Below are 21639 nucleotides of genomic sequence, written 5' to 3' on the forward strand. Positions count from 1 at the left end.
TGATCGATTTATTGACTGTTCCTAGAGTGGAAGCCTCATGACACACGCGGAACCCATGCCCCATGCAAACCATCCACTCCGCTGCCTACACGCTGCTCCGGCGCCATGGCATGACCACTATCTTCGGCAATCCGGGCTCCAACGAGCTGCCGTTTCTCAAGTCGTTTCCGGAAGATTTCCAGTACGTGCTGGGGCTGCACGAAGGTGCGGTGGTGGGCATGGCCGATGGCTACGCACTGGCCAGCGGCAAGCCGGCCTTCGTCAACCTGCACGCGGCGGCAGGCACCGGCAATGGCATGGGCGCGCTGACCAACTCGTGGTACTCGCACAGCCCGCTGGTGATCACCGCCGGCCAGCAGGTGCGGCCGATGATCGGCGTCGAGGCAATGCTGGCCAACGTCGATGCCGTGCAACTGCCCAAGCCGCTGGTGAAGTGGAGCTACGAGCCGGCCAATGCCCAAGACGTACCTCGGGCGCTGAGCCAGGCCATCCACTACGCCAACACCACGCCCAAGGCGCCGGTGTACCTGTCGATTCCCTACGACGACTGGGATGAGCCCTGCGCTCCGGGTGTCGAGCATCTGTTCGAACGCCAGGTGCAGGTTGCCGGCACCCCCGATGCCGCGCAGCTGCAGAGGCTGATCACGCAATTGGACCAGGCACGTAACCCCGTGCTGGTGCTCGGCCCTGAAGTCGACGCCACCCTGAGCAACGCCGCCGCCGTGGCCCTGGCCGACAAACTGCGCCTGCCGGTGTGGATCGCGCCGTCGGCCTCGCGCTGCCCGTTCCCCACCCGCCACCCGAGTTTCCGCGGCGTACTGCCGGCGGCCATCGCCGGCATCAGCAAAATCCTCGATGGCCACGACCTGATCGTGGTGGTCGGCGCCCCGGTGTTTCGTTATCACCAGTTCGCCCCCGGTGATTACCTGCCCGCCGGCGCGCGCCTGTTGCACATCACCTCCGACCCGCAGGAAGCGGCGCGGGCACCGATGGGCGATGCGCTGATCGGCGACATCGCAGTGGCCTTGAGCGCGCTGGCTGGCGGTGTGATGCAACAGTCGCGCAGTTATCCACAGGCGCTTCCGGTACCCCAGCCGATGGCTGACGAGCCTCGTCAGCTGCGTCCGGAAACCTTGTTCGATGTGCTCAATGCGGTGGCACCGGAAGATGCCATCTACGTCAAGGAATCGACCTCGACCACCAGCGCCTTCTGGCAGCGTATGAACCTGCGCCACCCCGGCAGTTACTACTTCCCGGCCGCCGGCGGCTTGGGCTTCGGCTTGCCGGCTGCGGTCGGCGTGCAGCTCGCCCAGCCGCAACGGCGGGTGGTCGCCCTGATCGGTGATGGCTCTGCCAACTACGGCATCACCGCCCTGTGGACCGCTGCCCAGTACCGCGTGCCGGTGGTGTTCATCATCCTCAAGAACGGCACCTATGGCGCCCTGCGCTGGTTCGCCGGCGTGCTCAAGGCCGAGGACGCACCGGGCCTGGACGTGCCGGGCCTGGACTTCTGCGCGATCGCCAAGGGCTACGGGGTCAAGGCCGTGCACACCGACACCCGCGCCAGCTTCGAGGCCGCCCTGCGCGCCGCGCTGGATGCCAACGAACCGACTGTCATCGAGGTCCCGACCGTCACCATCGAACCTCACTGACCGGCTGCGGGGGCCGACGCAGCCCCTTCGACTCACTGACATAACAACAAGAAGACCTGACCATGACTCAGAAACGTGCGCTCGACGTCGCAGGGGCCGCGCCCCTCGGCAAGCTTCATTACACACTGCTGTTCTGGTGCTCTTTCATCATGCTGTTCGATGGCTACGACCTGGTCATCTACGGCTCGGTGGTGCCGCGCCTGATGGAAGAATGGGCACTGACGCCGGTGATCGCCGGCTGGATGGGCAGCGCCGCGCTGTTCGGCATGATGTTCGGCGCGGTCGCCGTCGGCCCGCTGGCCGACCGCCTCGGCCGGCGCAAGGTGATCATCTGCTCGATGACCCTGGCCAGCCTCTGCGCGCTGGCCACCGCTTTCACCTGGGACGCGCCGAGCTTCGCCCTGGCGCGCTTCGTCACCGGCGTTGGCCTGGGCGGGGCGATTCCCAACATCGTCGCGCTGATGAACGACCTGGCGCCGACCTCACGGCGCAGCTCGCTGACCACTGTCATGCTCAGCTTCTATTCCATCGGCGCGATGATTTCCGCCCTGGTGGCGATGATGATCATCCCGCGCTTCGGCTGGGAAGCGACCTTCATCATCGGCGGCCTGCCGCTGCTGTTCCTGCCCTGGCTGGCGCGGCAACTGCCGGAGTCACTGCACTACCTGCTGGAAAAGGACAGCGCCGCGGCCAGCCGCCTGCTCACGCGCATCGATCCACAGGTGAACATCAGCCAGGTCAGCTTCGAAGCACCGGTCCGAACCTCGTCTGCCGCGCCGCTTTCGCGCCTGTTCGCTGAAGGCCGTGGGGTCGGCACGGTGTTCCTCTGGCTGGGCTTTGGCATGTGCATGCTGATGGTCTACGGCCTCAACACCTGGCTGCCGAAGATCATGGTCGCCGGTGGCTTCGAGCTGGGGTCGAGCCTGATGTTCCTGGTCACCCTGAACATCGGCGCCACCTTCGGCGCGCTGGGCGGCGGCTGGCTGGCAGACCGCTGGGGCTGCAAGCCGACGCTGATGCTGTTCTTCATGATGGCCGTGGTGTCGCTGTGCATCCTCGGTATCAAGCCCGGCCCTCTGCTGCTCAACATCATGCTGCTGGTTGCCGGCGCCACCACCATCGGCACCCTGGCGGTGATTCATGCCTTCGCCGCCCAGCAGTACCCGAGCGAGATCCGCTCGACCGGCGTGAGCTGGTGTTCGGCGATCGGTCGCTTCGGTGGCGTCGCCGGGCCGACCCTGGGTGGCCTGATGATGAGCATGAACCTGCCGCTGCAGCTCAACTTCATCCTCTGTGCCGTGCCTGGGGTGGTGGCGGTGTTCGCCATCGCGATGATTCGCAGGCGCCCTGTGGCATCGCCAGGCGCACAAGGGCAGGCGCTGCACGCCCGTCCCTGAGCGCCCGCCGCTGAACGGGCGCTCGGGCGCCCAACCAACCCCCTTTGCAGACACCGGCCGCTCGATACCGAGCGGTGCGGTGGAGCGTGGCGTTTCGACAACAATAAGAAGGTACCGGGATGCGTCGTTTTCAATTGTCCAGCCGCAGCGTGTGGCTGCTCGGCTGTGCCTGCCTGGCCCAATCGTTCGGCGCCCACGCCGACTTCATCGATGACAGCAGCGTCGTGCTCGGGCTGCGCAACGCCTACATCGACCGCGATTTCAAACAGTCCGATGCCGCCAAGTCGCGCATCGGCAGCTGGACCCAAGGCTTCGACCTGCGCTTCACCTCAGGCTATACCGAAGGCCCGCTGCAATTTGGCGTGGAGACCAGCACCCAATGGGCCTATCGCCTCGACGGCGGCGGCGGACGCGGCCCGGACAGCGTGATTCCCTATGACGCCAGCAAGGGCGATCAGGTGCGCGACTATGGCCGCACCGGCGTCACCGGCAAGGTCAAGTACTCGCAGACCGAACTGCGCGTGGGTGAGCTGCGCCCGCGTCTGCCGGTGGCCTACATCGACGACTCGCGGCAGTTGGTCACCACCTACCAGGGCGCAATGATCGAATCCAAGGAGTGGTCCAACCTCACGCTGACGGCGGGACGCATCGACCGCATCGCCACCCGTGAGTCGTCCAATCGGGAAAAGATCTACCTGATGAACGGCGCCAACATCCGCAAGCCCAGCGACGGCCTGAATTTCGCCGGCGCCACTTATCAGTTCACCCCGGACCTGTCGGCCACTTACTTCTACGGCCAGCTCGAAGACATCTACCAGCAGCACTACCTGGGCCTGTCCAACCGTTGGGCGCTGTCCGATACCTACGCCTTGCAGACCGAGCTGCGTTACTACCAGAACCGCGAAGACGGCCAGGCGCTGTACGGCGCCATCGACAACAAGAGCTACGGCGCCATGACCACGCTCAAGACCGGCGGCCACGGTTTCGGCATCGGCTACCAGCGCATGCTCGGCGACAGCGCCTTCCCGCTGTTCAACGGCTGGGCGCCGCAACCGTACCTGGTCAACTGGTCGACGCTGGGCTTCTTCAAGGCCAACGAAGCGTCCTGGCAACTGCGCTATGACTACGATTTTGCCGCCATGGGCGTACCGGGCCTGAAGTTCATGACCCGCTACCTGCGGGGCACCGGCATCGACCGGGGCAACAACGAGCTTGACCGCAACGTTGAAAGCGAGCGCAACTTTGTCTTCAGCTACGTGCTGCAAAGCGGCGCGCTCAAGGGCCTGGGCTTCGAATGGCGCAACATCGACGTCAAGACCCGTTACGGCAATGGCCGGGTGTCGGGCGCCGATTACGCCGAGAACCGGCTGATCACCACCTACACCTGGAAGTTCTGAAGGGTGAGACGGGTGCTCTGGCATGAGCATCTGCGGCCCGGCCTTGCGTCACGAAGCCGGGTTCGTACAGCAACTATGGGATGCATTCGAAGGAGCAGTGATGAAAATTGCAATTGTGGGCGCCGGCGCGATGGGCGGGCTGTTTGGCGCGCGCTTGGGACTGGCCGGGCAGGCGGTATCGTTCGTCGAGGCTTCCGAGCAGGCCATTGAGGTCATCGCCCGCCAGGGCCTGCGCCTGGAAACCCCTGACGTGCAGGCCACGGTGCAGGTGCCGATTGGCCGGGCAACCGAGCTGTCCGGGCATTTCGACGTGCTAGTGATCTTCACCAAGGGCTTTCACACTGCGGCGGCCATCGAGTCGGTGCGTCATCTGGTCGGCCCCGATACCTGGGCGCTGTCGGTGCAGAACGGCCTGGGCAATGCCGAGATCATCGCTGGGGTGGTGCCGGCCGAACGGGTCATCGTCGGCATGACCAACCTGCCGGCGGATCTGGTCGCGCCGGGCGTGGTGCACAGCCATGGCGAAGGGCATATCAATCTGTGGGCCGGCAACGGCGAAGACCAGCCGCGCGTGCATGAAGTGGCGGCAGTGTTCAGCCAGGCTGGATTGCCCTGCGAAGCCGACCCGCAGGTGCAGGTGGCGATCTGGGAAAAGGTTGCCTTCAACGCCGCGCTCAACTCGGTGTGCGCAGTCACCCGGCAGACCGTCGGCGCGGTCGGCGCCTCCGAGCAGGGTAGGCAACTGCTGAACAGCATTCTCGACGAAACCGTCGCAGTGGCCCAGGCCGCCGGCATCGCGGTCGACCGCCAGCGGGTGGGGGCGTCGGTGGACTACGCCTTGCGCAACCACCAGCAGCACAAGCCGTCGATGCTGCAAGACCTCGAAGCCGGGCGCAAAACCGAAATCGATTTCATCAACGGCGCGGTGGTGGCCCACGGCAAGCGCCTGGGTGTGGCCACGCCGGTGTTGCAGGCGCTGTACAACCTGGTGAAGGTCAGTGGTGCCTAGACCTCTGGCCGTTGCAGGCGAAACTCCTTGGGCGTCAGCCCGGTGGCGCGCTTGAAGAAGCGCGAGAAGTACGCCTGCTCGGCAAAGCCCAGGCTGTCGGCCACCTGGCCGATGGTCATGGAGGTGTAGATCAGGTTGCGCTTGGCTTCGAGGACGACCCGCTGATTGACCTGCTGCAGGGCCGATTGCCCGGTCAGTTGCCGGCACAGGGCATTGAGGTGGGCGACGCTGACGCCGATCTGCTGGGCGTAATGCTCGATCTGCTGGTGCTCGCGAAAGTGCCGCTCGATCAGCTGGGTGAGGGTGTCGAGGTGTTGCTGGCCACGCTCGCGAGGCCGGGCGATGTGCTGGGCGCGCTCGCGTGAGCGGCGCGACAGCCAAACCAGCAGCGCGCAGATCACCGATTGCAGCATCAGGTCGCGTTCCGGGCGGCGCTGGGTGTATTCCTCGGTCAACTGGGCGAACAGGCCGTCGAGGTAGCGCCGGTCGTCACCGGCCCAGTAGCACTCGGCTTGCGCCATCGGCTTGCCTTCGAGCAATGGCGCGAAGCGTTCGAGAATCGGCTTGGCCAGGCTGATGACATAGCCCTGAACATCCTCGGAAAAGCTGAAGCCGTGAATGCTCATCACCGGCACCACCTGCAACGCGCCACCACCCACCTGACACTCGACATCTTCGACCACCACATGGGCCTGGCCGGCCTGCACATACAGCAACTGCGCCAGGTCGCCGTGGCGGTGGGTCTTGATCGTCCAGTCGTGCAGCCGGCTGCGCTCGGGAATGGATTCGCAGTGGATCAGGTCTGGCGTGGGCCAGGAGGTCTCGCCGTAGAGCTTGAACACGGGAACACCGTTTGCCGCCAGCATGGGTAATCCTCATCAATCCTCGAAAAGTCCTACAAATGAAGCAGAAATTGCCTTCTTCTCGGACATTTATCTGCGAAAAATACAGAACGATGAATCGTAACCCAGAGCCTGTCGGCTCATGAGGATAAAAACAATGAAGACTCAAATTGCCATTATTGGTGCCGGTCCGTCCGGACTGCTGCTGGGCCAGCTGCTGCACAAGGCTGGCATCGACAACATCATCATCGAACGCCAGAGCCCGGACTATGTGCTGGGCCGCATCCGCGCCGGTGTGCTCGAGCAAGGCATGGTCGATCTGCTCCGCGAAGCCGGGGTCGGCGAGCGCATGGACCGTGAAGGGCTGGTGCACGATGGCTTCGAACTGGCCTTCGACGGCCGCGTCGAGCACATCAACCTGCGTGAGCTGACCGGCGGCAAGACCGTGATGATCTACGGCCAGACCGAAGTCACCCGCGACCTGATGCAGGCCCGTCGCGAAAGCGCGGCGCCGATCTTCTACGAAGCCGCCGACGTCGAGTTGCACGAACTCAAGGGCGAAAAGCCCTACGTCACCTTCACCCACAACGGCGCGCCGGTGCGCATCGACTGCGACCTGATCGCTGGCTGCGACGGCTACCACGGTGTGTCGCGCAAATCGATTCCAGACGGCGTGCTCAAGGAGTTCGAACGGGTTTACCCGTTCGGCTGGCTCGGCGTGCTGGCCGACACTCCGCCGGTCAACGACGAGCTGATCTACGCCAGCCACGCCCGCGGCTTTGCCCTGTGCAGCATGCGCTCGCCAACCCGCACCCGTTACTACGTGCAGGTGGCCAGTGACGAGAAAGTCGAAGACTGGTCCGACCAGCGCTTCTGGGACGAGCTGAAAAGCCGTCTGCCCAAGCCTGTGGCCGACAAACTGGTGACCGGCCCTTCCATCGAGAAAAGCATCGCGCCACTGCGCAGTTTCGTGGTCGAACCCATGCAGTACGGCCATCTGTTCCTGGTCGGCGATGCCGCGCACATCGTTCCGCCCACTGGCGCCAAAGGCCTCAACCTGGCGGCCAGTGATGTCAGCACGCTGTACCGGATTCTGCTCAAGTACTACCGCGAAGGGCGCCAGGATCTGCTCGAACGCTACTCGCAGATCTGCCTGCGGCGGGTGTGGAAGGCCGAGCGGTTCTCCTGGTGGATGACCTCGATCCTGCACCAGTTCCCGGCCACCGACCCGTTCAGCCAGCGCATGCAGCAGACTGAACTGGACTACTACGTGGGCTCTGAGGCGGGGCGCAAGTCCATCGCCGAAAACTATGTTGGCTTGCCTTACGAACCGGTGGAATGACCGCCCCGGCGTTGCGATCGACGACTCATCAAACGATGAGCGCTATTCCTATAAAGAGGTAACTCATGACTCACCTTGCCACGCAATTCCCTGTCTTCAATCAGCAGTTCATTGCCGGTCAATGGCGCGACGGCCGCGACGGCAGTGTGCTGCAGGTGACCAACCCGTTCGACGGCAGCCAGCTGGCGCAGATCGTCCAGGCCGACCGCGATGACCTCGACGAGGCCTACCGCGCCGCCGCCCAGGCCCAGGTGAAGTGGGCCGCGACCGGCCCGGCTGAACGCGCCGCAGTGATGCACCGCGCCGTGCAACTGTTCGACGAACACCGCGAAGCGATCATCGACTGGATCATCCGCGAGTCGGGCAGTACCCGCATCAAGGCGCAGATTGAGTGGGGCGCAGCGCGTGGCATCACCCTGGAATCGGCCTCGTTCCCGGCCCGTGTGCACGGCCGCCTGCTGCCCTCCAACGTGCCGGGCAAGGAAAACCGTGTGTACCGCGAAGCGCTGGGCGTGGTCGGGGTGATCAGCCCGTGGAACTTCCCCCTGCACCTGTCGCAGCGCTCGGTGGCGCCGGCGCTGGCGCTGGGGAACGCGGTGGTGATCAAGCCGGCCAGCGACACCCCAGTGACCGGCGGCCTGCTGCTGGCGAGCATTTATGAAGCGGCCGGGCTGCCTGCCGGGTTGCTCAGCGTGGTGGTCGGTGCCGGCTCGAAGATCGGCAACGCCTTCGTCGAGCACGAAGTGCCCAAGTTCATCTCCTTCACCGGCTCGACCCCGGTAGGCCTGAACATCGGCCGCCTGGCCTCGGGCGGTCAGCACCTCAAGCATGTGGCGCTGGAGCTGGGTGGCAACAGCCCGTTCGTGGTGCTGGCCGATGCCGACCTGGAGCAGGCGGTCAACGCTGCGGTGATGGGCAAGTTCCTGCACCAGGGGCAGATCTGCATGGCGATCAACCGCATCATCGTCGAAGACGCGCTGCACGATGCCTTCGTCGAGCGCTACGCCGAGCGGGTCAAGGCGCTGAAGGTCGGCAATCCGCACGATGCCGACACGGTGGTCGGCCCGATCATCAACGCCAAGCAGTTGCAAGGCCTGCTGGAGAAGGTGTCGCGAGCCAAGGAGGAGGGCGCCCGGGCGGTGGTCGAGGGTGAAGTGCAGGGCCAATTGCTGCCGCCGCACGTATTCGCCGACGTCACCAAGGAAATGGAAATCGCCCGCGAAGAAATCTTCGGCCCGTTGGTTGGCATTCAGCGTGCGCGTGACGAGGCACATGCCCTTGAGCTGGCCAACGACAGCGAGTTCGGTCTGTCCAGCGCGGTGTTCAGCGGCAATCTGGAGCGTGCGGTGCGCTTCGCCCGGCAGGTCAAGGCCGGCATGACCCATGTGAATGACATCCCGGTGAACGACGAGGCCCACGCCCCGTTCGGTGGTGAGAAGAACTCAGGCCTGGGCCGCTTCAACGGCGACTGGGCGATCGAGGAATTCACCACCGACCATTGGATCAGCGTGCAAGGCTCGCCGCGCCGCTACCCCTTCTGATGCCGTTCTCGGAGAATTCCCATGCTCAATGGTAAAAAGCTGGTCATTACCGGTGTCTCCTCCGGCATCGGCGAAGAAACTGCGCGTCTGGCACGGGCGCAGGGTGCTCACGTGATTGGCGTGGACATCAACCGGCCCACGGTCGAGGTCGAGCAGTTCATTCAGGTCGACCTGTCGTCCCAGGCCTCCATCGACAGCCTGTTCGGGCAGTTGCCCGACGGCATCGACGGTCTGGCCAACATTGCCGGTTTGCCGCCCACGCAACCGGCCGAGCGCGTGCTCAAGGTCAACCTGGTTGGCCTCAAGTACCTCACGCTCGGTGTGGTGCCGCACCTGGCGGACAACGCCTCGATCGTCAACCTGGCTTCACTGGCGGGGGTCGGCTGGCCGCAGTCGGTGCCGGCCATTCGCGACAGCGAGCACCTGAGCTTCACCGGCGTGGGCGAGTTCTGCGCCCGGCACGACATCGTCGGTGCGCGCAGCTATTTCTTCTCCAAGGAAGCGCTGATCGCCTGGACCCTGCAACACCGCTGGACCTGGCGCGAGCGCGGGATTCGCATGAACGCGGTGAGCCCCGGCCCGGTGGACACGCCAATCCTCAAGGACTTCGTGGAAACCCTCGGCGCCCGCGCCGAGGAAGACATGAAGACCATGGACCGCCCCGGCCATGCCAGCGACATCGCCCCGGTGGTGGCCTTCCTGCTCAGCGACGCCTCGCGCTGGATGCGCGGCACCAACCTGGCGGTCGACGGCGGCATGCACTCGCACCTGCTGGCGACCGGCAACGGCTTGCAAAACAGCTAGGACGCCCCGTAGGGCCGCAATGCGGCCCAATCCTGTCGATACACTCCCGTTCACCCGCGAACCACCCGCGAAGCCTGCTCCTGCTCCACCGCCACGGCAGGCTTGGCCTGCCCGCCGCTTTGCAGCGCGACCACCAGCCCGGCCAGCATGATGGCGATGCCCAGCACCCGGCCCAGGGTCACCGGCTTCACCGGCAGGCCGAGCAGGCCGAAGTGGTCGAGCAGCAGGGCGGCGATCATCTGCCCGACGATCACGCACAGCATGAAGTTGGCCGCACCGACCTTGGGCAACAGCGCCAGCGAAGTCGCCACGTAAACCGCCCCGGTAAAGCCCCCGAGCCATAGCCACCACGGGCCGTGCCCGGCGGCAATGAAGTTGGGCAAGGGCAGGCGCAGCGCCAGCGCGGTAATCAGCAGGGCCAGGCAGCCAATGCCCATGGCCACCGCCGCGCCCCACAGCGGGCTGCCGAGAATGCGCCCAAGGGCACCGCCGCTCGCCGCCTGTACGGGAATCAACGCCCCGGCCATCAGCGACATGGCCAGCGGCAGCAGGGTCAGCAATAGCGTCTTGTTCAGCATGATGATCTCCAGAGTCCGATTCACGAAACAGCTGAAACCAGCTTTAATCATCCGCAGCACCAATGGAAATCGCTTGTATGGATGAGGGTTATTCGCCTGATGGATGAACTGCGCAAGATCGACCTTAACCTGCTGCTGGCACTGCACGCGCTGCTAAGCGAACGCCACGTCACCCGCGCCGCGCTGCGCCTGCACCGTAGCCAGCCAGCGGTCAGCCATGCCCTGGCGCAACTGCGCACGCACTTCAATGACCCGCTGCTGGTCAGGCAAGCCGGTGGCATGGTGCTAAGCGCCCGTGCGCAAGGGCTGCTCAAGCCGCTGCAAGATGCCCTCGGTAGCCTGAATGGGCTGCTCTCCTCACCGCAGTTCGACCCGGCGGTGGCGCAGCGGCGGTTCCGCCTGGCGATGTCCGATTACGCCGCCAGAATCGTCCTGCCACCGTTGCTGCGCCACCTGCGCCACGCCGCGCCTGGTATCGAACTGGCGATCAGCCAAGCCAGCCGCGAAGGCATGCTGGCGCAGGTGCAGGATGGCGAACTGGATCTGGCCCTGGGGGTGTTCGACGACGTGCCGCAAGCCATCATGCGGCAGACGCTGTTCATCGAGCATTTCGTCAGCGTCGCCGACCGCGCTTCATTGCCTGAAGACGAAACGCTGTCGTTGGAAGCCTGGCTGGCGCGACCGCAGGTGATGCTGGCGATGCGCCCGGATGCCTTCGATGAAGTCGAACGGGCCCTGGCCGCGCAGGGGCTCAAGCGCCAGGTGGTGCTGGCTTTGCCGCACTGGGGGGCCGCCATCGACGTGCTGCCCGGCACCGATTTGCTGCTGACGGTCGCCAGCCGCGCCGCCGATTCACTGCATGCGTTCGGCGAACTCAGGCAGTTCGCGCCGCCCATCGAACTGCCACAGATCGACTATCAACAGGCCTGGCATGCGCGCAAGGAGAATGACCCGGCGCACCGCTGGCTGCGTGATGCGGTGCACGCGGCCAGTCAGCCGCAGGCGAATTGAACCGTTCGCCTGACGTGCCAGCGTCAATAGGAAGAACCGCTTCAGCTGAACACGTAAAAAAATATTTCCATTGAAAGGCCCGTGCTAGAGGGCCTTGGCGCGAGGCCCGGCGCACCAAAACTGGGCAGTTGGGAATCTTTCCTCTTAAGCACGGTCTGTCTCACAACTGTTACACCCCCATGTCATTTGGCCGCTACGCAGCTGGTCGGGGGCGTTGTGCTCGATTTTGCGCAGGTGCATCTCGCCCTGCCGTGCTTTCTATGGACTCTCTATGCTTGCCTCGACAAGGACGTTGGTGAGCGGCTACGCACTGTGCCTGGCGTTTTTCAGCGCCACGCCGGTACTGGCTGCCACGCCCGGTGAACAAGACCTCATCCGCGACCGTCAGGACCGCCTGCTCGAAGAGCAGCGCCGGCGCCTGCAAGAGCTCAAGGACCTGCCCGGCCGGCAGACCGCCCCCAGCACACCGGCCACCCCCACCGACGACCGTTGCTTCGACATCAAGCGCATCGAGCTCAAGGGCGCCGATGCCCTGACGCCCGCCGAACGCACAGCGCTGGTCGAGCCGTTCCAGGGCAAATGCCTGGGCCTCGAGCAGCTCAACGAAGTGCTCAAGGCAGTCACCGACCACTACATCGACAAAGGCCTGGTCACCAGCCGCGCCTACCTGCCGCAGCAGGACTTATCCACAGGCGTGCTGCAGGTGCTGGTGGTTGAAGGTAAGCTGGAAAACCTGCGCAGCGACGCTGCCGAGGGCTTCACTGCCCGTGAGTTGGCGATGACCTTCCCCGGCAAGGAGGGCGAACTGGTCAATCTGCGTGAGCTGGAGCAGATGACCGACCAGCTCAACCGCCTGCCGTCCAACCGCGCGCAGATCGAGCTGACCCCCGGCCAGGCCATCGGCGGCAGCGACGTTGCGGTGAAGAACACGCCCGACAAACCCTGGCGCGCCAACCTCTCGCGCAACAACGATGGCCAGCGCAGCACCGGCGAGCAGCAGTGGAACATCGGCCTGGACTGGGACAACCCGCTGGGCCTGGCCGACCAGGTGAGCCTGCGCGGCGGCCACGATGCCATTCGCGACCACGACAAGGGCTCGCGCAATGCCCTGTTCTCGTACAGCGTGCCGTGGGGCTGGTGGACCTTCAATTACCTGTACAGCGAGACCCACTACCGCACGCAACTGGACGTCGGCGGCGGCGATGCCAAGCAGGATGGCGACAGCCAGAACCATCAACTGAGCGCCGAGCGGGTGATTCATCGCGATGCCCTGAGCAAGACCTCGGTCAACTTCGGCCTGGCGCACCTGCGCACCAACAACTTCTTCGACGGCAACAAGCTCGAGCTGAGCAGCAACCGCATCAGCGAGGCGCAGGTGGGCATCAACCACGGTCGGCGCATCGGCTCGGCGTTCCTCAACCTCGACTTAGGGATGCAGCAGGGCGTCGGCCTGTTCGATGCACAGGGCCGGCACCACCTCGAGCCTGGCGACCGCGACCCGCGCTACCGCAAGTACACCGGCACCCTGAGCTACCTGCACCCCTTCGAGCTGTGGGGCGAGAGCCTGGCCTTCACCAGCCTTGCCACCGGCCAGCGCAGTGAAGACCTGTTGTTCAGCCCGCAGCGCCTGAGCCTGGGCGGTTCATCGTCGGTGCGCGGCTACAAGGACCAGTTCCTCTCGGGCGACAGCGGCGGCTACTGGCGCAACGAACTGCGCCTGACCCGCCCGGTGACCCTCGACTGGTTGCGCCCCGTGCTGGCCGAGTACGGCGCCGCCATCGGCTACGACCAGGGCGTGATTCGCAACGACCGCTACAACGGCGACGAACATGGCCGGCTGACCAGCAGCTCGCTGGAGCTGTACACCCGCGGCCAGCATGTCGCCGCGTCGGTGACCTTCGCCCATTCCCTGGAACGTCCCGATGTGATCGACCGTGAAGCGCCGATCTATTTCCGTCTGGATGTTTTCCTTTAACACCGCAGTTCCGAGGTTGCTTACATGGACGTTCATCAAATGGCCCTGCTGGCGCGTCAGCCTTCCGCTCGCGTGACCGAGCGCGCCACCTTCCTCGGCATGCCCAAGCGCCTGCTGGCCGTGCTGCTGGTCAACGTGATGTTCTGGCAGCCGCTGTGGGCCCAGGCCGATGGCATCGCCGTGAGCGGCACCACCAACACCCAGGTCGGCAAGGCCGGCAATGGCGTGCCGGTGATCAACATCGCCGCGCCCAATGGCGCCGGGCTGTCGCACAACCAGTTCAAGCAGTACAACGTCGACCGCAACGGGGTGATCCTCAACAACTCGACCCAGGCCATCCAGGCCACGCAACTGGGCGGCAACATTCTCGGCAACGACCAGCTCAAGGGCCGTGCGGCGAACACCATCCTCAATGAAGTCACCGGCGCCAACGCCACCCAGCTCAGGGGCTACACCGAGGTGGCCGGGCAAAGTGCGCGGGTCATCGTGGCCAATCCCGACGGCATCAGTTGCAACGGTTGCGGCTTCATCAACACGCCACGGGTGACGCTCAGCACCGGCAAGCCCGAACTCAATGCCAGCGGCAAGCTCGAGCGCTTCGCCGTGGATGGCGGCAGCGTCAGCATCGACGGGCAAGGCCTGGATGCCAGCCGCGTCGATCAGTTCGATATCATCACCCGTTCGGCGAAGATCAACGCCGATATCCACGCCAAGCAGCTCAACGTCATCGCCGGTGCCAACGATGTCGACGCAGACACCCTGGCCACGCGCGCCCGCACCGGTAATCCGGCAGACAAACCGCAACTGGCCATCGACTCCTCGGCCCTGGGCGGCATGTACGCCGACACCATCAAGCTGGTGGGCACCGAGCGCGGCGTCGGCGTGAAAACCGCCGGCAACCTGGCGGCCAGCGCTGGCGACATCCAGCTCGACGCCAATGGTCACCTGAACATGGCCCAGGCCTCGGCCAAGGGCACCTTGGACATCAAGGCCGCCAGCGTTGAACTCACTGGCAAGGCCTACGCCGGCAACGCCCGCGTACGCACCCCGGGCGAGCTGAGCAACGCGCAGAGCCTGGCCACCCGCGACAGCATCGATATCAGCGCAGGCAGCGTGCGCAATGCCGGCACCCTGGCCGCCGGGGTCAACACCGACAACACCCGCAACGCCAAGGGCGACCTGCGCATCGACGCCGCTCAGGTGAGCAACAGCGGCAGCCTCGAAGCCAGCCGCCGCCTCAGCGTCAAGGCCAGCGAGGCTGTGGATAACCGTGCGGTGATGCAGGCCAAAACGGTCGAACTGAGCACCGCCCAACTAACCAACCAGGGCAAGAATGCGCGCATCGTCGGCGAACAGGCGCTGGTTCTGGCCACGCCGGCCATCGTCAACCTGGAAGGGGTGATCCGTTTCGGCAATGGCCAGGATGTGTCGTTGCAGCTCGATCGCCTGGAAAACCGCAACGGCCTGATCCAGACCGGCAACGCCAGCCTGGCGATCAAGGCCAAGGCTGTGGATAACCAGGCCGGGCAGATCGATGCCAGCCGCCTGAGCCTCGACACCGACACCCTCGACAACCGCGCCGGCCTGCTTTCGGCCCGCAGCGGTAATGCCCAGATCAACGCCCGTAGCAGCCTGGACAACAGCGCCGGCACCGTACAGGCACAGCAGCGCCTGAGCATCGATGCTGGTGAGCTGATCAACCAGAATGGCCGCCTGCTGGCCATCGCCGGCGACCTGCGCCTGAGCGCCAGCAGCCTCGACAACCGTGCCGGCCGCCTGCTCGGCGCCGCAGTGGATATCGCCGCACCGGGCGCCCGCATCGATAACCGCGGCGGCAAGATCGTCGCCGAGCGCATCGACCTGCGCGCCGCAGCGTTGGACAACCGTGAGCAAGGCCTGCTAGCTGCCGGTGCCCAGGGCCTGGCACTGATGCTTGCCAGCCAGAGCAACGACGCCAGCCAGCCGCACCTGCTCAACCGTGGCGGCCAGCTACAAAGCGAAGGCGCGCTGGCGCTGAGCGGCGCCTGGCTGGACAACAGCGGCGGCACCGTGGTGGGCAAGCAGCTGCTGGTAGACGCAGCGCGCCTGCACAACGACGACAAAGGCGCGCTGGTCAGCGATGGCGGCGATATCCGCCTGAACGTCGGCACTACCCTGAGCAACCTCGGCGGGGTGCTCGATGCCGGTAACGGCGCGCTTGTTCTGCGTGGCGGGGCGGCTGTGGATAACCAGGCCGGCAGCCTGCGCGGCAAGCAGCTCGACCTGGCTGTCAGCAGCCTCGATAACAGCCAGCAAGGCCAACTGGTGGCCGGCAGCGGCGGCCTGAACTACAGCGGCAACCTGCTCGACAACGACCAAGGCAGCGTGCTGGCCCGTGGCGGCCAGGTGCGCCTGGACATGGCGGGCGGCAGCGTCAGCAACCTGGGCGGGGCCATTCAGGGCGACAGCGTGCTGATCGACGCCGCGCGCCTGAGCAACGGCCGTCTGGCCGACGACACCGGCTCCATCGCCAGCCTGGCCGGCGACCTCACCCTCAACGTCGGCAACCTGAGCAACAGCGGCGGGCAACTGTTCGCCCGCTACGCCCTGGCCTTCCAGGGCGACCGCCTGAGCAACACCGGCGGCGCCCAGCTCAGCGGCGAAGGCGTGCGCATCGCCGCCGGCCAGCTCGACAACCAGGGCGGCCTGATCGAAGCCAACAGCAGCCTGACCCTGAGCGGCGCCACGCTGGACAACCGCGGCGGCCAACTGCGCGCCCTCGGCAACCCCAGCGGCGCCGCGAAAAGCGCCAGCGCCAGCGACCTCAGCAGCCTCGACTTCAGCGAACGCATCGACAACAGCAACGGCCGTATTGCCGTCGGCAGCAGCGCGCTGCGCCTCAAGGCCGATGCCCTCGACAACCGCGACGGCAGCCTGGAACACGCAGGCGCCGGCCTGCTGACCCTCGACTTCAAGCGCTTGAACGGTGCGGGCGGCAGCATCAACGCCCTGGGCAGCGGTGACTGGCAGTTCGGCAGCGTCGATGGCCTGGGCAAGGTGCAACTGAACAAGGCCCTGACCTACACCAGCGATGCGCTGGCCTTGCAGGCCGGTGATCGTCTGGCCAGTGGCAGCGACCTGACCCTCAACCTGCGCCAGCTCGACAACGCCGGCGACCTGCTCAGCGACGGCAACCTGCAGCTCAACCTCAGCGGCGACCTGAGCAACAGCGGTCGCCTCTCGGCCCAGCGCCTGATCGCCATCAAGGCCAATCAGCTGACCCAGAACGGCGGCCGTATCGGCGCCGGCAGCGATTTGCGCCTCGAGCTTGCCGGCAACCTCGACAACCTCGGCTTCCTGACGGCGCGCAATACCCTCAGCATCGACGCCGCACGCATCGACAACCGCGGCACCCTCGGTGCCCAGGGCGCGGCTATCCTCAGCGCCAGCCAGTCGATCAACAACGGTGCCGACGCGTTGCTGTTCAGCGGCGGCGGCATGGCCCTGCGCAGCGCCGCGGTGAACAACCTCTACGGCGACCTCTACAGCGTTGGCGATCTCTCGGTGGCCGGCCTCGACGGCGCTCCCGCGCAGCGCTTCAGCAACCTTTCCGGCACCGTCGAAAGCCAGGGCGCCATTAGCCTGAACGCTGCCTTCGTGGAAAACGCCAAGGCTGAATTCGAACTCGGCCAGACCGTCGTCTCGGGCAGCCTGAGCTGGGTTTGCGGCCAGCACTGCAAAGGCCATGACTCGTTCAAGCGTGGCGAAATCACCATCGAGCAGACCCTGCTGGAAACTGCGGTCAAGGATTCGCCGTCGGCGCGCCTGGTCGCCGGCAAGGACCTGACCATCAACGCCGATCAGGTGCAGAACCGCTACAGCCTGCTGGCGGCCAACGGCAACCTCGGTATCACCGCCAACGACCTGCTCAACCTCGGCGCTTCCGAGCGCACCGGGCACGAGATCACCGTCATCGGCACCCCCGGACGCATCGACACCGGCTACTGGGACCAGATGGAATACATCGACGTGCCGGCGTTCAACGCCGCCGTCGCCGCCGGCAACTTCGACCTGGCACGCTTCGAGCTGCTCAAGTCGCGCTCAGCCGACAGCCGCTTCGCCGAGCTCAGCCACGACCTGCCCTGGACCGATAAATCACCGCCGCTGTACGCCGCCACCCTGCAAGCCGGCGGCACGGTCAACCTCAACGTGGCGCGCAGCGTACAGAACGGCGCGGTGAGCGAGCACAACGTGCTGGAGATCCTCACCGGCGCCCTCGGCGACGACCAGACCAGCGCCCCGCTGGGCGTGCTCGAACTGACCCTGAACAAGCAGGCCGAGGGCGCCAACAGCGTCGGCATCGGCAGCGTCACCCCGGTCAAGCGCGTCGACGCCGATGGCAGCGTGCAGACCGGCTTCACCCCCGTCGACTACAGCGGCATTCCGTTCGTCAGCGTCGACCCGACCCAGGGCGCCACCTTCCAACTGCCCAAGGGCGAGTACGGGCTGTTCATCCGCAACCCTGACCCAACCAGCAATTACCTGATCGAGACCAACCCCAAGCTCACCGACCTGTCGCAGTTCCTCGGCTCCGACTACCTGCTCGACCGCCTGAAAATCGACCCCGACAACAACTGGCGGCGCCTGGGTGACGGCCTCTACGAACAACGCCTGATCCGCGACGCGGTGCTTGCGCAAACCGGCCAACGCTTCCTCGCCAACGGCCTTGCCAGCGACTACGACCAGTACCGCTACCTGATGGACAACGCCGTCGCCAGCAAGGACGCGCTCAACCTCAGCCTCGGCGTGAGCCTCAACGCCGAACAGGTCGGCGCCCTGACCCACGACATCGTGTGGATGGAAAACCGCGTGGTGGAAGGGCAGAAGGTGCTGGTGCCGGTGCTGTACCTGGCCAAGGCCGACGCCCGCAACGTGCGCGGCAACAGCCTGATTCAGGGCCGCGACCTCAACCTGATCAGCGGCGGCGACCTGATCAACGTCGGCACCCTGCGCGCCAGCAACGACCTCAACGTCGCCAGCGGCGGCAGCATCTACCAGGGCGGTCTGGTGGAGGCCGGCAACAACCTGCAGATGCTCGCCCAGGACAGCATCCGCAACGCCATGGCCGGCGAAATCCGCGGCGAACGCGTGAGCCTCACCGCCGTGAAAGGCGACATCCTCAACGAACGCACGGCGATCAAAGTGCGTGATGGGGTGGGGTACAAGACGTTTACGGATGTGGGGAGTGGTATCAGTGCCGGCAAGGACCTGACGGTCTCGGCGGGGCGCGACATCACCAACTACGGCAGTGTGCGCGCAGGTAACACTGCGACGCTGCAGGCGGGCGGTGACGTCAACCTGCTGGCGAAAACCGACGAAAGCCAGAAGCGCCAACTGCTTGAAGGTGGCCACCGCACCATCACCAAGACCCAGGCTCGGCAGTTGTCTTCCAGCGTTGCCGCAGGCAGCGACCTGAACACCGCCGCCAACCGCGACATCAACGTCGTCGCCAGCCGCGCCAGCGCCGGCAAGGATCTGGCCCTCGACGCCGGCCGTGACGTCAACATCGCCTCGGCTCAGAACGAAGACGCCTACAGCGCATTCAAGAAAAGCAGCGGCTCATTCGGGCGCAAGAAAACCCATCAGGAAGAAACCTACGACGCCACCAACGTCGCCTCGAAGATCGAGGCTGGTCAGGACCTGACCATCAACACCCGCAAGGCCGCCGATGGCGGAGTCAGCCTCAGCGGCGGGCGCGACGTGAACATCGTCGGCAGCCAGCTTTCGGCGGGCAACGACCTGATCCTCGGCGCCACCAGCGACGTCTCCATCAACGCCGCAGCCGAACAGCACGGCACCTACAGCAAGACCACCAAGTCTGGCTCGTTCGGCCTGTCGAAAAGCGGCAAGAGCCAGATGACCAGCAATGTCGCCCAGGTCGGCAGCGAACTGAGCGCAGGCAATGACGCGGTGATCGCCACTGGCCGCGATGTGAACCTGCGCGGCAGCAGTATTGAGGCGGGCAGAGATGCCGACCTCAGAGCCGGTCTGCTGGACAAATCCGGCGACATCAACCTGCTTTCGGCCAACCAAGAAGCCTTTAGCCACCAGGAGAAATACAAGAAGAAAACCGGGCTTTCATTGTCGGGCGGCTTCCTGTCCATCGCCTCGGCCAAGGAGGCGGGCAACCAGGCGCAGGACGTCACCAGCGTCGGCAGCCAGATCGACGCCATGCGCAATGCCTACCTGCGCAGCGAGCGCGACATCAACGTGGTCGGTAGCCGCATCGATGCTGGTGACGATATCGGCCTGCAAGCCGGCCGGGATGTCAACGTGCTGGCCGCGCAGAACAGCCATTCCAGCCAGGACTGGAAGAGCAAGAAGCAGACCGGCATCGGTATTTCCTCCGATGACAACGGCGTCACCCTGTTCGCCGGCAACGAGCGCAACAAGGCCAAGGATCGCCTCGCCCAGGAAACCAGCGCAGCCAGCCAGATCAGCGCAGGTGGCAACCTGGACGTTGCCGCACGACGCGACATCAACCAGGTCGGCTCCGACCTGCAAGCCTTCAACGACATTCGCCTGGCCGCGGGTCGTGACGTCAACATCGATGCCGCCCGCGAGTCGCAGGTCACCGAACAGATGCGCGAGCGTTCGCGCAACGGCCTCAGCGCCACCATCAACCACAACTTCGGCAACACCAAGGATGCCGTCAGCGGTGCCGGCAAGGGCGAAGACGCCACCAGTAAAGCCTCCAGCACGCTGCGGGCCGTCGACAGCATCTCGCAGTTCCTCTCCGGCCCGACGGCAGACGCCAAGTTCGGCAACAGCCGCGAGAGCAGCCGCCAGATCGTTACCGAAACCAGCAACCGCCCGTCCACCCTGGATGCCGGCAACGACCTGAACATCGCCGCCAACAACGCTGTGCGCATCAGCGGCGGACAGTTGCAGTCGGGCCGCGATATCAACATCCAGGGCCGCGACGTCACCCTCGATGCAGCCAAAGGCAGCTACGCCCAGGAAAGCAGCGAGCAGAAGAGCTGGAGCGGCATCCACGGCGGCACCAGCGGCGGCTTCAAGATCGGCGTCGGCGGCAGCCGCGGCGTGGCCGACAACGACCAGAGCCAGGGCAACTCGACCGTCACGGCCTTGCAGGCCGGGCGCGATGCCAACCTCAAGGCCAGCAACGACCTCAACCTGATCGGCACGCAGATCCAGACCCAGCGCGACATCAACCTGGGCGCCGGCAACACCCTCAACATCACCGCTGCGCAAAACGACAGCGAAACCAACAACAGCCGTCGCAGCGGTGGCGGCGAAGTCGGCCTAGCCATTGGCTCAGAAGGCGTGGGGTTCTACGCCAGCGTCAACATGGGCAAGGGCAATCTCGAGCGCGAGGGCGAGCAGCAACAGGAAGCCTACCTCTACGCCGGCAACCAGCTGGCCTTCACCAGCGGCCAGGACACCAACATTGGCGGCGCCACTCTGCGCGGCAAGGATGTGGTCGGCCGCGTAGGCCGCGACCTCAACGTCAGCTCACTGCCCGACACAGGCAAGGTGCAAGGCAAGGAATTCGACCTCAGCGCCACGGTGGTGGTCGGCCCTGGATCGGGCGCCAGCGGCTCGGTGGGCTACGGCAAGACCACCGGTGACAAGAACTGGGTCGAGAAACAGACCAGCATCACCGCCCAGGACAAGCTCGACCTGCGCACCGGCAACCACACCCAGCTCGACGGCGCGCTGATCGCCTCCGACACCGGCAACCTCAAGCTCGACACCAACACCCTGGGCTTCAGCGACATCGCCGGCAAGGACAAGGAGCACGGCTACTACCTCAACGTCGGCGGCTCGTACGGCATCGGCAAGGACACCACCCAAGACCCAAGCCAGGTCGGCAAGGGCGACAACCAGAAAGACGGCTGGAGTGTCGAGGGCTGGAACTACAACAAGGACCGCCAGCAGATCGTGCGCGGCACGGTCGGCGCAGGCGAAGTGGTGGTACGCGCAGACCGCGACGGCCAGGACTCGACCACAGGCCTGAACCGCGATGTGGATCGGGCGTATGAAGTCACCAAGGATGATGAGCGGCGGACTGATCTGTATGTGACCAAG

12 protein-coding genes are annotated in these 21639 nt (G+C 65.4%); 10 read left to right on the plus strand and 2 right to left on the minus strand.

Going from position 1 to position 21639, the window contains the following annotated elements:
• Nucleotides 1–62 precede the first annotated feature (62 nt).
• The 4 genes from mdlC to H618_RS0115300 all read left to right on the plus strand — a co-directional run bounded on the left by mdlC (nt 63) and on the right by H618_RS0115300 (nt 5455).
• A complete protein-coding gene (mdlC, locus tag H618_RS0115285; RefSeq protein WP_028695901.1) occupies nt 63–1652 on the plus strand; it encodes a benzoylformate decarboxylase in 1590 nt (529 codons plus the stop codon).
• A 62-nt stretch (nt 1653–1714) separates the two neighbouring features.
• Entirely contained in the window at nt 1715–3049 is a 1335-nt protein-coding gene (locus H618_RS0115290) for an MFS transporter (protein WP_028695902.1), read from the plus strand.
• A 119-nt stretch (nt 3050–3168) separates the two neighbouring features.
• Complete coding sequence (locus H618_RS0115295; protein ID WP_028695903.1) at nt 3169–4446, plus strand: OprD family porin; 1278 nt, start codon at nt 3169–3171, stop codon at nt 4444–4446.
• Nucleotides 4447–4546: 100 nt separating this feature from the next.
• Nucleotides 4547–5455 (plus strand): ketopantoate reductase family protein, encoded by a 909-nt coding sequence (locus H618_RS0115300; protein ID WP_028695904.1) that lies wholly within the window; start codon nt 4547–4549, stop codon nt 5453–5455.
• Here H618_RS0115300 and H618_RS0115305 read toward each other — a convergent pair.
• The gene (locus H618_RS0115305) at nt 5452–6321 is read right to left on the minus strand and encodes a helix-turn-helix domain-containing protein (protein ID WP_028695905.1); all 870 of its coding nucleotides are present in this window, start codon (nt 6319–6321) and stop codon (nt 5452–5454) included. The genes H618_RS0115300 and H618_RS0115305 overlap by 4 nt on opposite strands.
• Nucleotides 6322–6454: 133 nt before the next feature.
• Here H618_RS0115305 and pobA point away from each other — a divergent pair, with 133 nt between their 5' ends.
• From pobA to H618_RS0115320, 3 genes are all read left to right on the plus strand, one after another.
• Nucleotides 6455–7639: a 4-hydroxybenzoate 3-monooxygenase gene (gene pobA, locus H618_RS0115310; protein ID WP_028695906.1), complete on the plus strand. Its 1185-nt coding sequence runs from the start codon at nt 6455–6457 to the stop codon at nt 7637–7639.
• A 65-nt stretch (nt 7640–7704) separates the two neighbouring features.
• Nucleotides 7705–9180 carry an aldehyde dehydrogenase family protein gene (locus H618_RS0115315; RefSeq protein WP_028695907.1) on the plus strand — a complete coding sequence of 492 codons (1476 nt, stop codon included), beginning with the start codon at nt 7705–7707 and terminating at the stop codon, nt 9178–9180.
• Between the two features lie 21 nt (nt 9181–9201).
• Nucleotides 9202–9984: a coniferyl-alcohol dehydrogenase gene (locus H618_RS0115320; protein ID WP_028695908.1), complete on the plus strand. Its 783-nt coding sequence runs from the start codon at nt 9202–9204 to the stop codon at nt 9982–9984.
• 50 nt (nt 9985–10034) lie between these two features.
• Here H618_RS0115320 and H618_RS0115325 read toward each other — a convergent pair whose 3' ends face one another.
• A complete protein-coding gene (locus H618_RS0115325; RefSeq protein ID WP_028695909.1) occupies nt 10035–10562 on the minus strand; it encodes a DMT family transporter in 528 nt (175 codons plus the stop codon).
• A gap of 99 nt (nt 10563–10661) precedes the next feature.
• Between H618_RS0115325 and H618_RS0115330 the strand changes: the two genes are divergently transcribed.
• The 3 genes from H618_RS0115330 to H618_RS21755 all read left to right on the plus strand — a co-directional run.
• Entirely contained in the window at nt 10662–11573 is a 912-nt protein-coding gene (locus H618_RS0115330; protein ID WP_028695910.1) for a LysR family transcriptional regulator, read from the plus strand.
• Between the two features lie 271 nt (nt 11574–11844).
• The gene (locus H618_RS0115335; protein ID WP_081673788.1) at nt 11845–13548 is read left to right on the plus strand and encodes a ShlB/FhaC/HecB family hemolysin secretion/activation protein; all 1704 of its coding nucleotides are present in this window, start codon (nt 11845–11847) and stop codon (nt 13546–13548) included.
• A gap of 24 nt (nt 13549–13572) precedes the next feature.
• Nucleotides 13573–21639, plus strand: an 8067-nt coding sequence (locus H618_RS21755) for a hemagglutinin repeat-containing protein (protein ID WP_081673789.1), incomplete at its 3' end; no start/stop codon positions are given.

Origin of the sequence: Pseudomonas cremoricolorata DSM 17059 = NBRC 16634 (assembly GCF_000425745.1) — a bacterium.
Classification (GTDB): domain Bacteria; phylum Pseudomonadota; class Gammaproteobacteria; order Pseudomonadales; family Pseudomonadaceae; genus Aquipseudomonas; species Aquipseudomonas cremoricolorata.

Coding starts and splice junctions, on each gene's coding strand:
- mdlC (WP_028695901.1), top strand. CDS start 63: ATGCAAACCATCCACTCCGCTGCCTACACGCTGCTCCGGCGCCATGGC.
- H618_RS0115290 (WP_028695902.1), top strand. CDS start 1,715: ATGACTCAGAAACGTGCGCTCGACGTCGCAGGGGCCGCGCCCCTCGGC.
- H618_RS0115295 (WP_028695903.1), top strand. CDS start 3,169: ATGCGTCGTTTTCAATTGTCCAGCCGCAGCGTGTGGCTGCTCGGCTGT.
- H618_RS0115300 (WP_028695904.1), top strand. CDS start 4,547: ATGAAAATTGCAATTGTGGGCGCCGGCGCGATGGGCGGGCTGTTTGGC.
- H618_RS0115305 (WP_028695905.1), bottom strand. CDS start 6,321: ATGCTGGCGGCAAACGGTGTTCCCGTGTTCAAGCTCTACGGCGAGACC.
- pobA (WP_028695906.1), top strand. CDS start 6,455: ATGAAGACTCAAATTGCCATTATTGGTGCCGGTCCGTCCGGACTGCTG.
- H618_RS0115315 (WP_028695907.1), top strand. CDS start 7,705: ATGACTCACCTTGCCACGCAATTCCCTGTCTTCAATCAGCAGTTCATT.
- H618_RS0115320 (WP_028695908.1), top strand. CDS start 9,202: ATGCTCAATGGTAAAAAGCTGGTCATTACCGGTGTCTCCTCCGGCATC.
- H618_RS0115325 (WP_028695909.1), bottom strand. CDS start 10,562: ATGCTGAACAAGACGCTATTGCTGACCCTGCTGCCGCTGGCCATGTCG.
- H618_RS0115330 (WP_028695910.1), top strand. CDS start 10,662: ATGGATGAACTGCGCAAGATCGACCTTAACCTGCTGCTGGCACTGCAC.
- H618_RS0115335 (WP_081673788.1), top strand. CDS start 11,845: ATGCTTGCCTCGACAAGGACGTTGGTGAGCGGCTACGCACTGTGCCTG.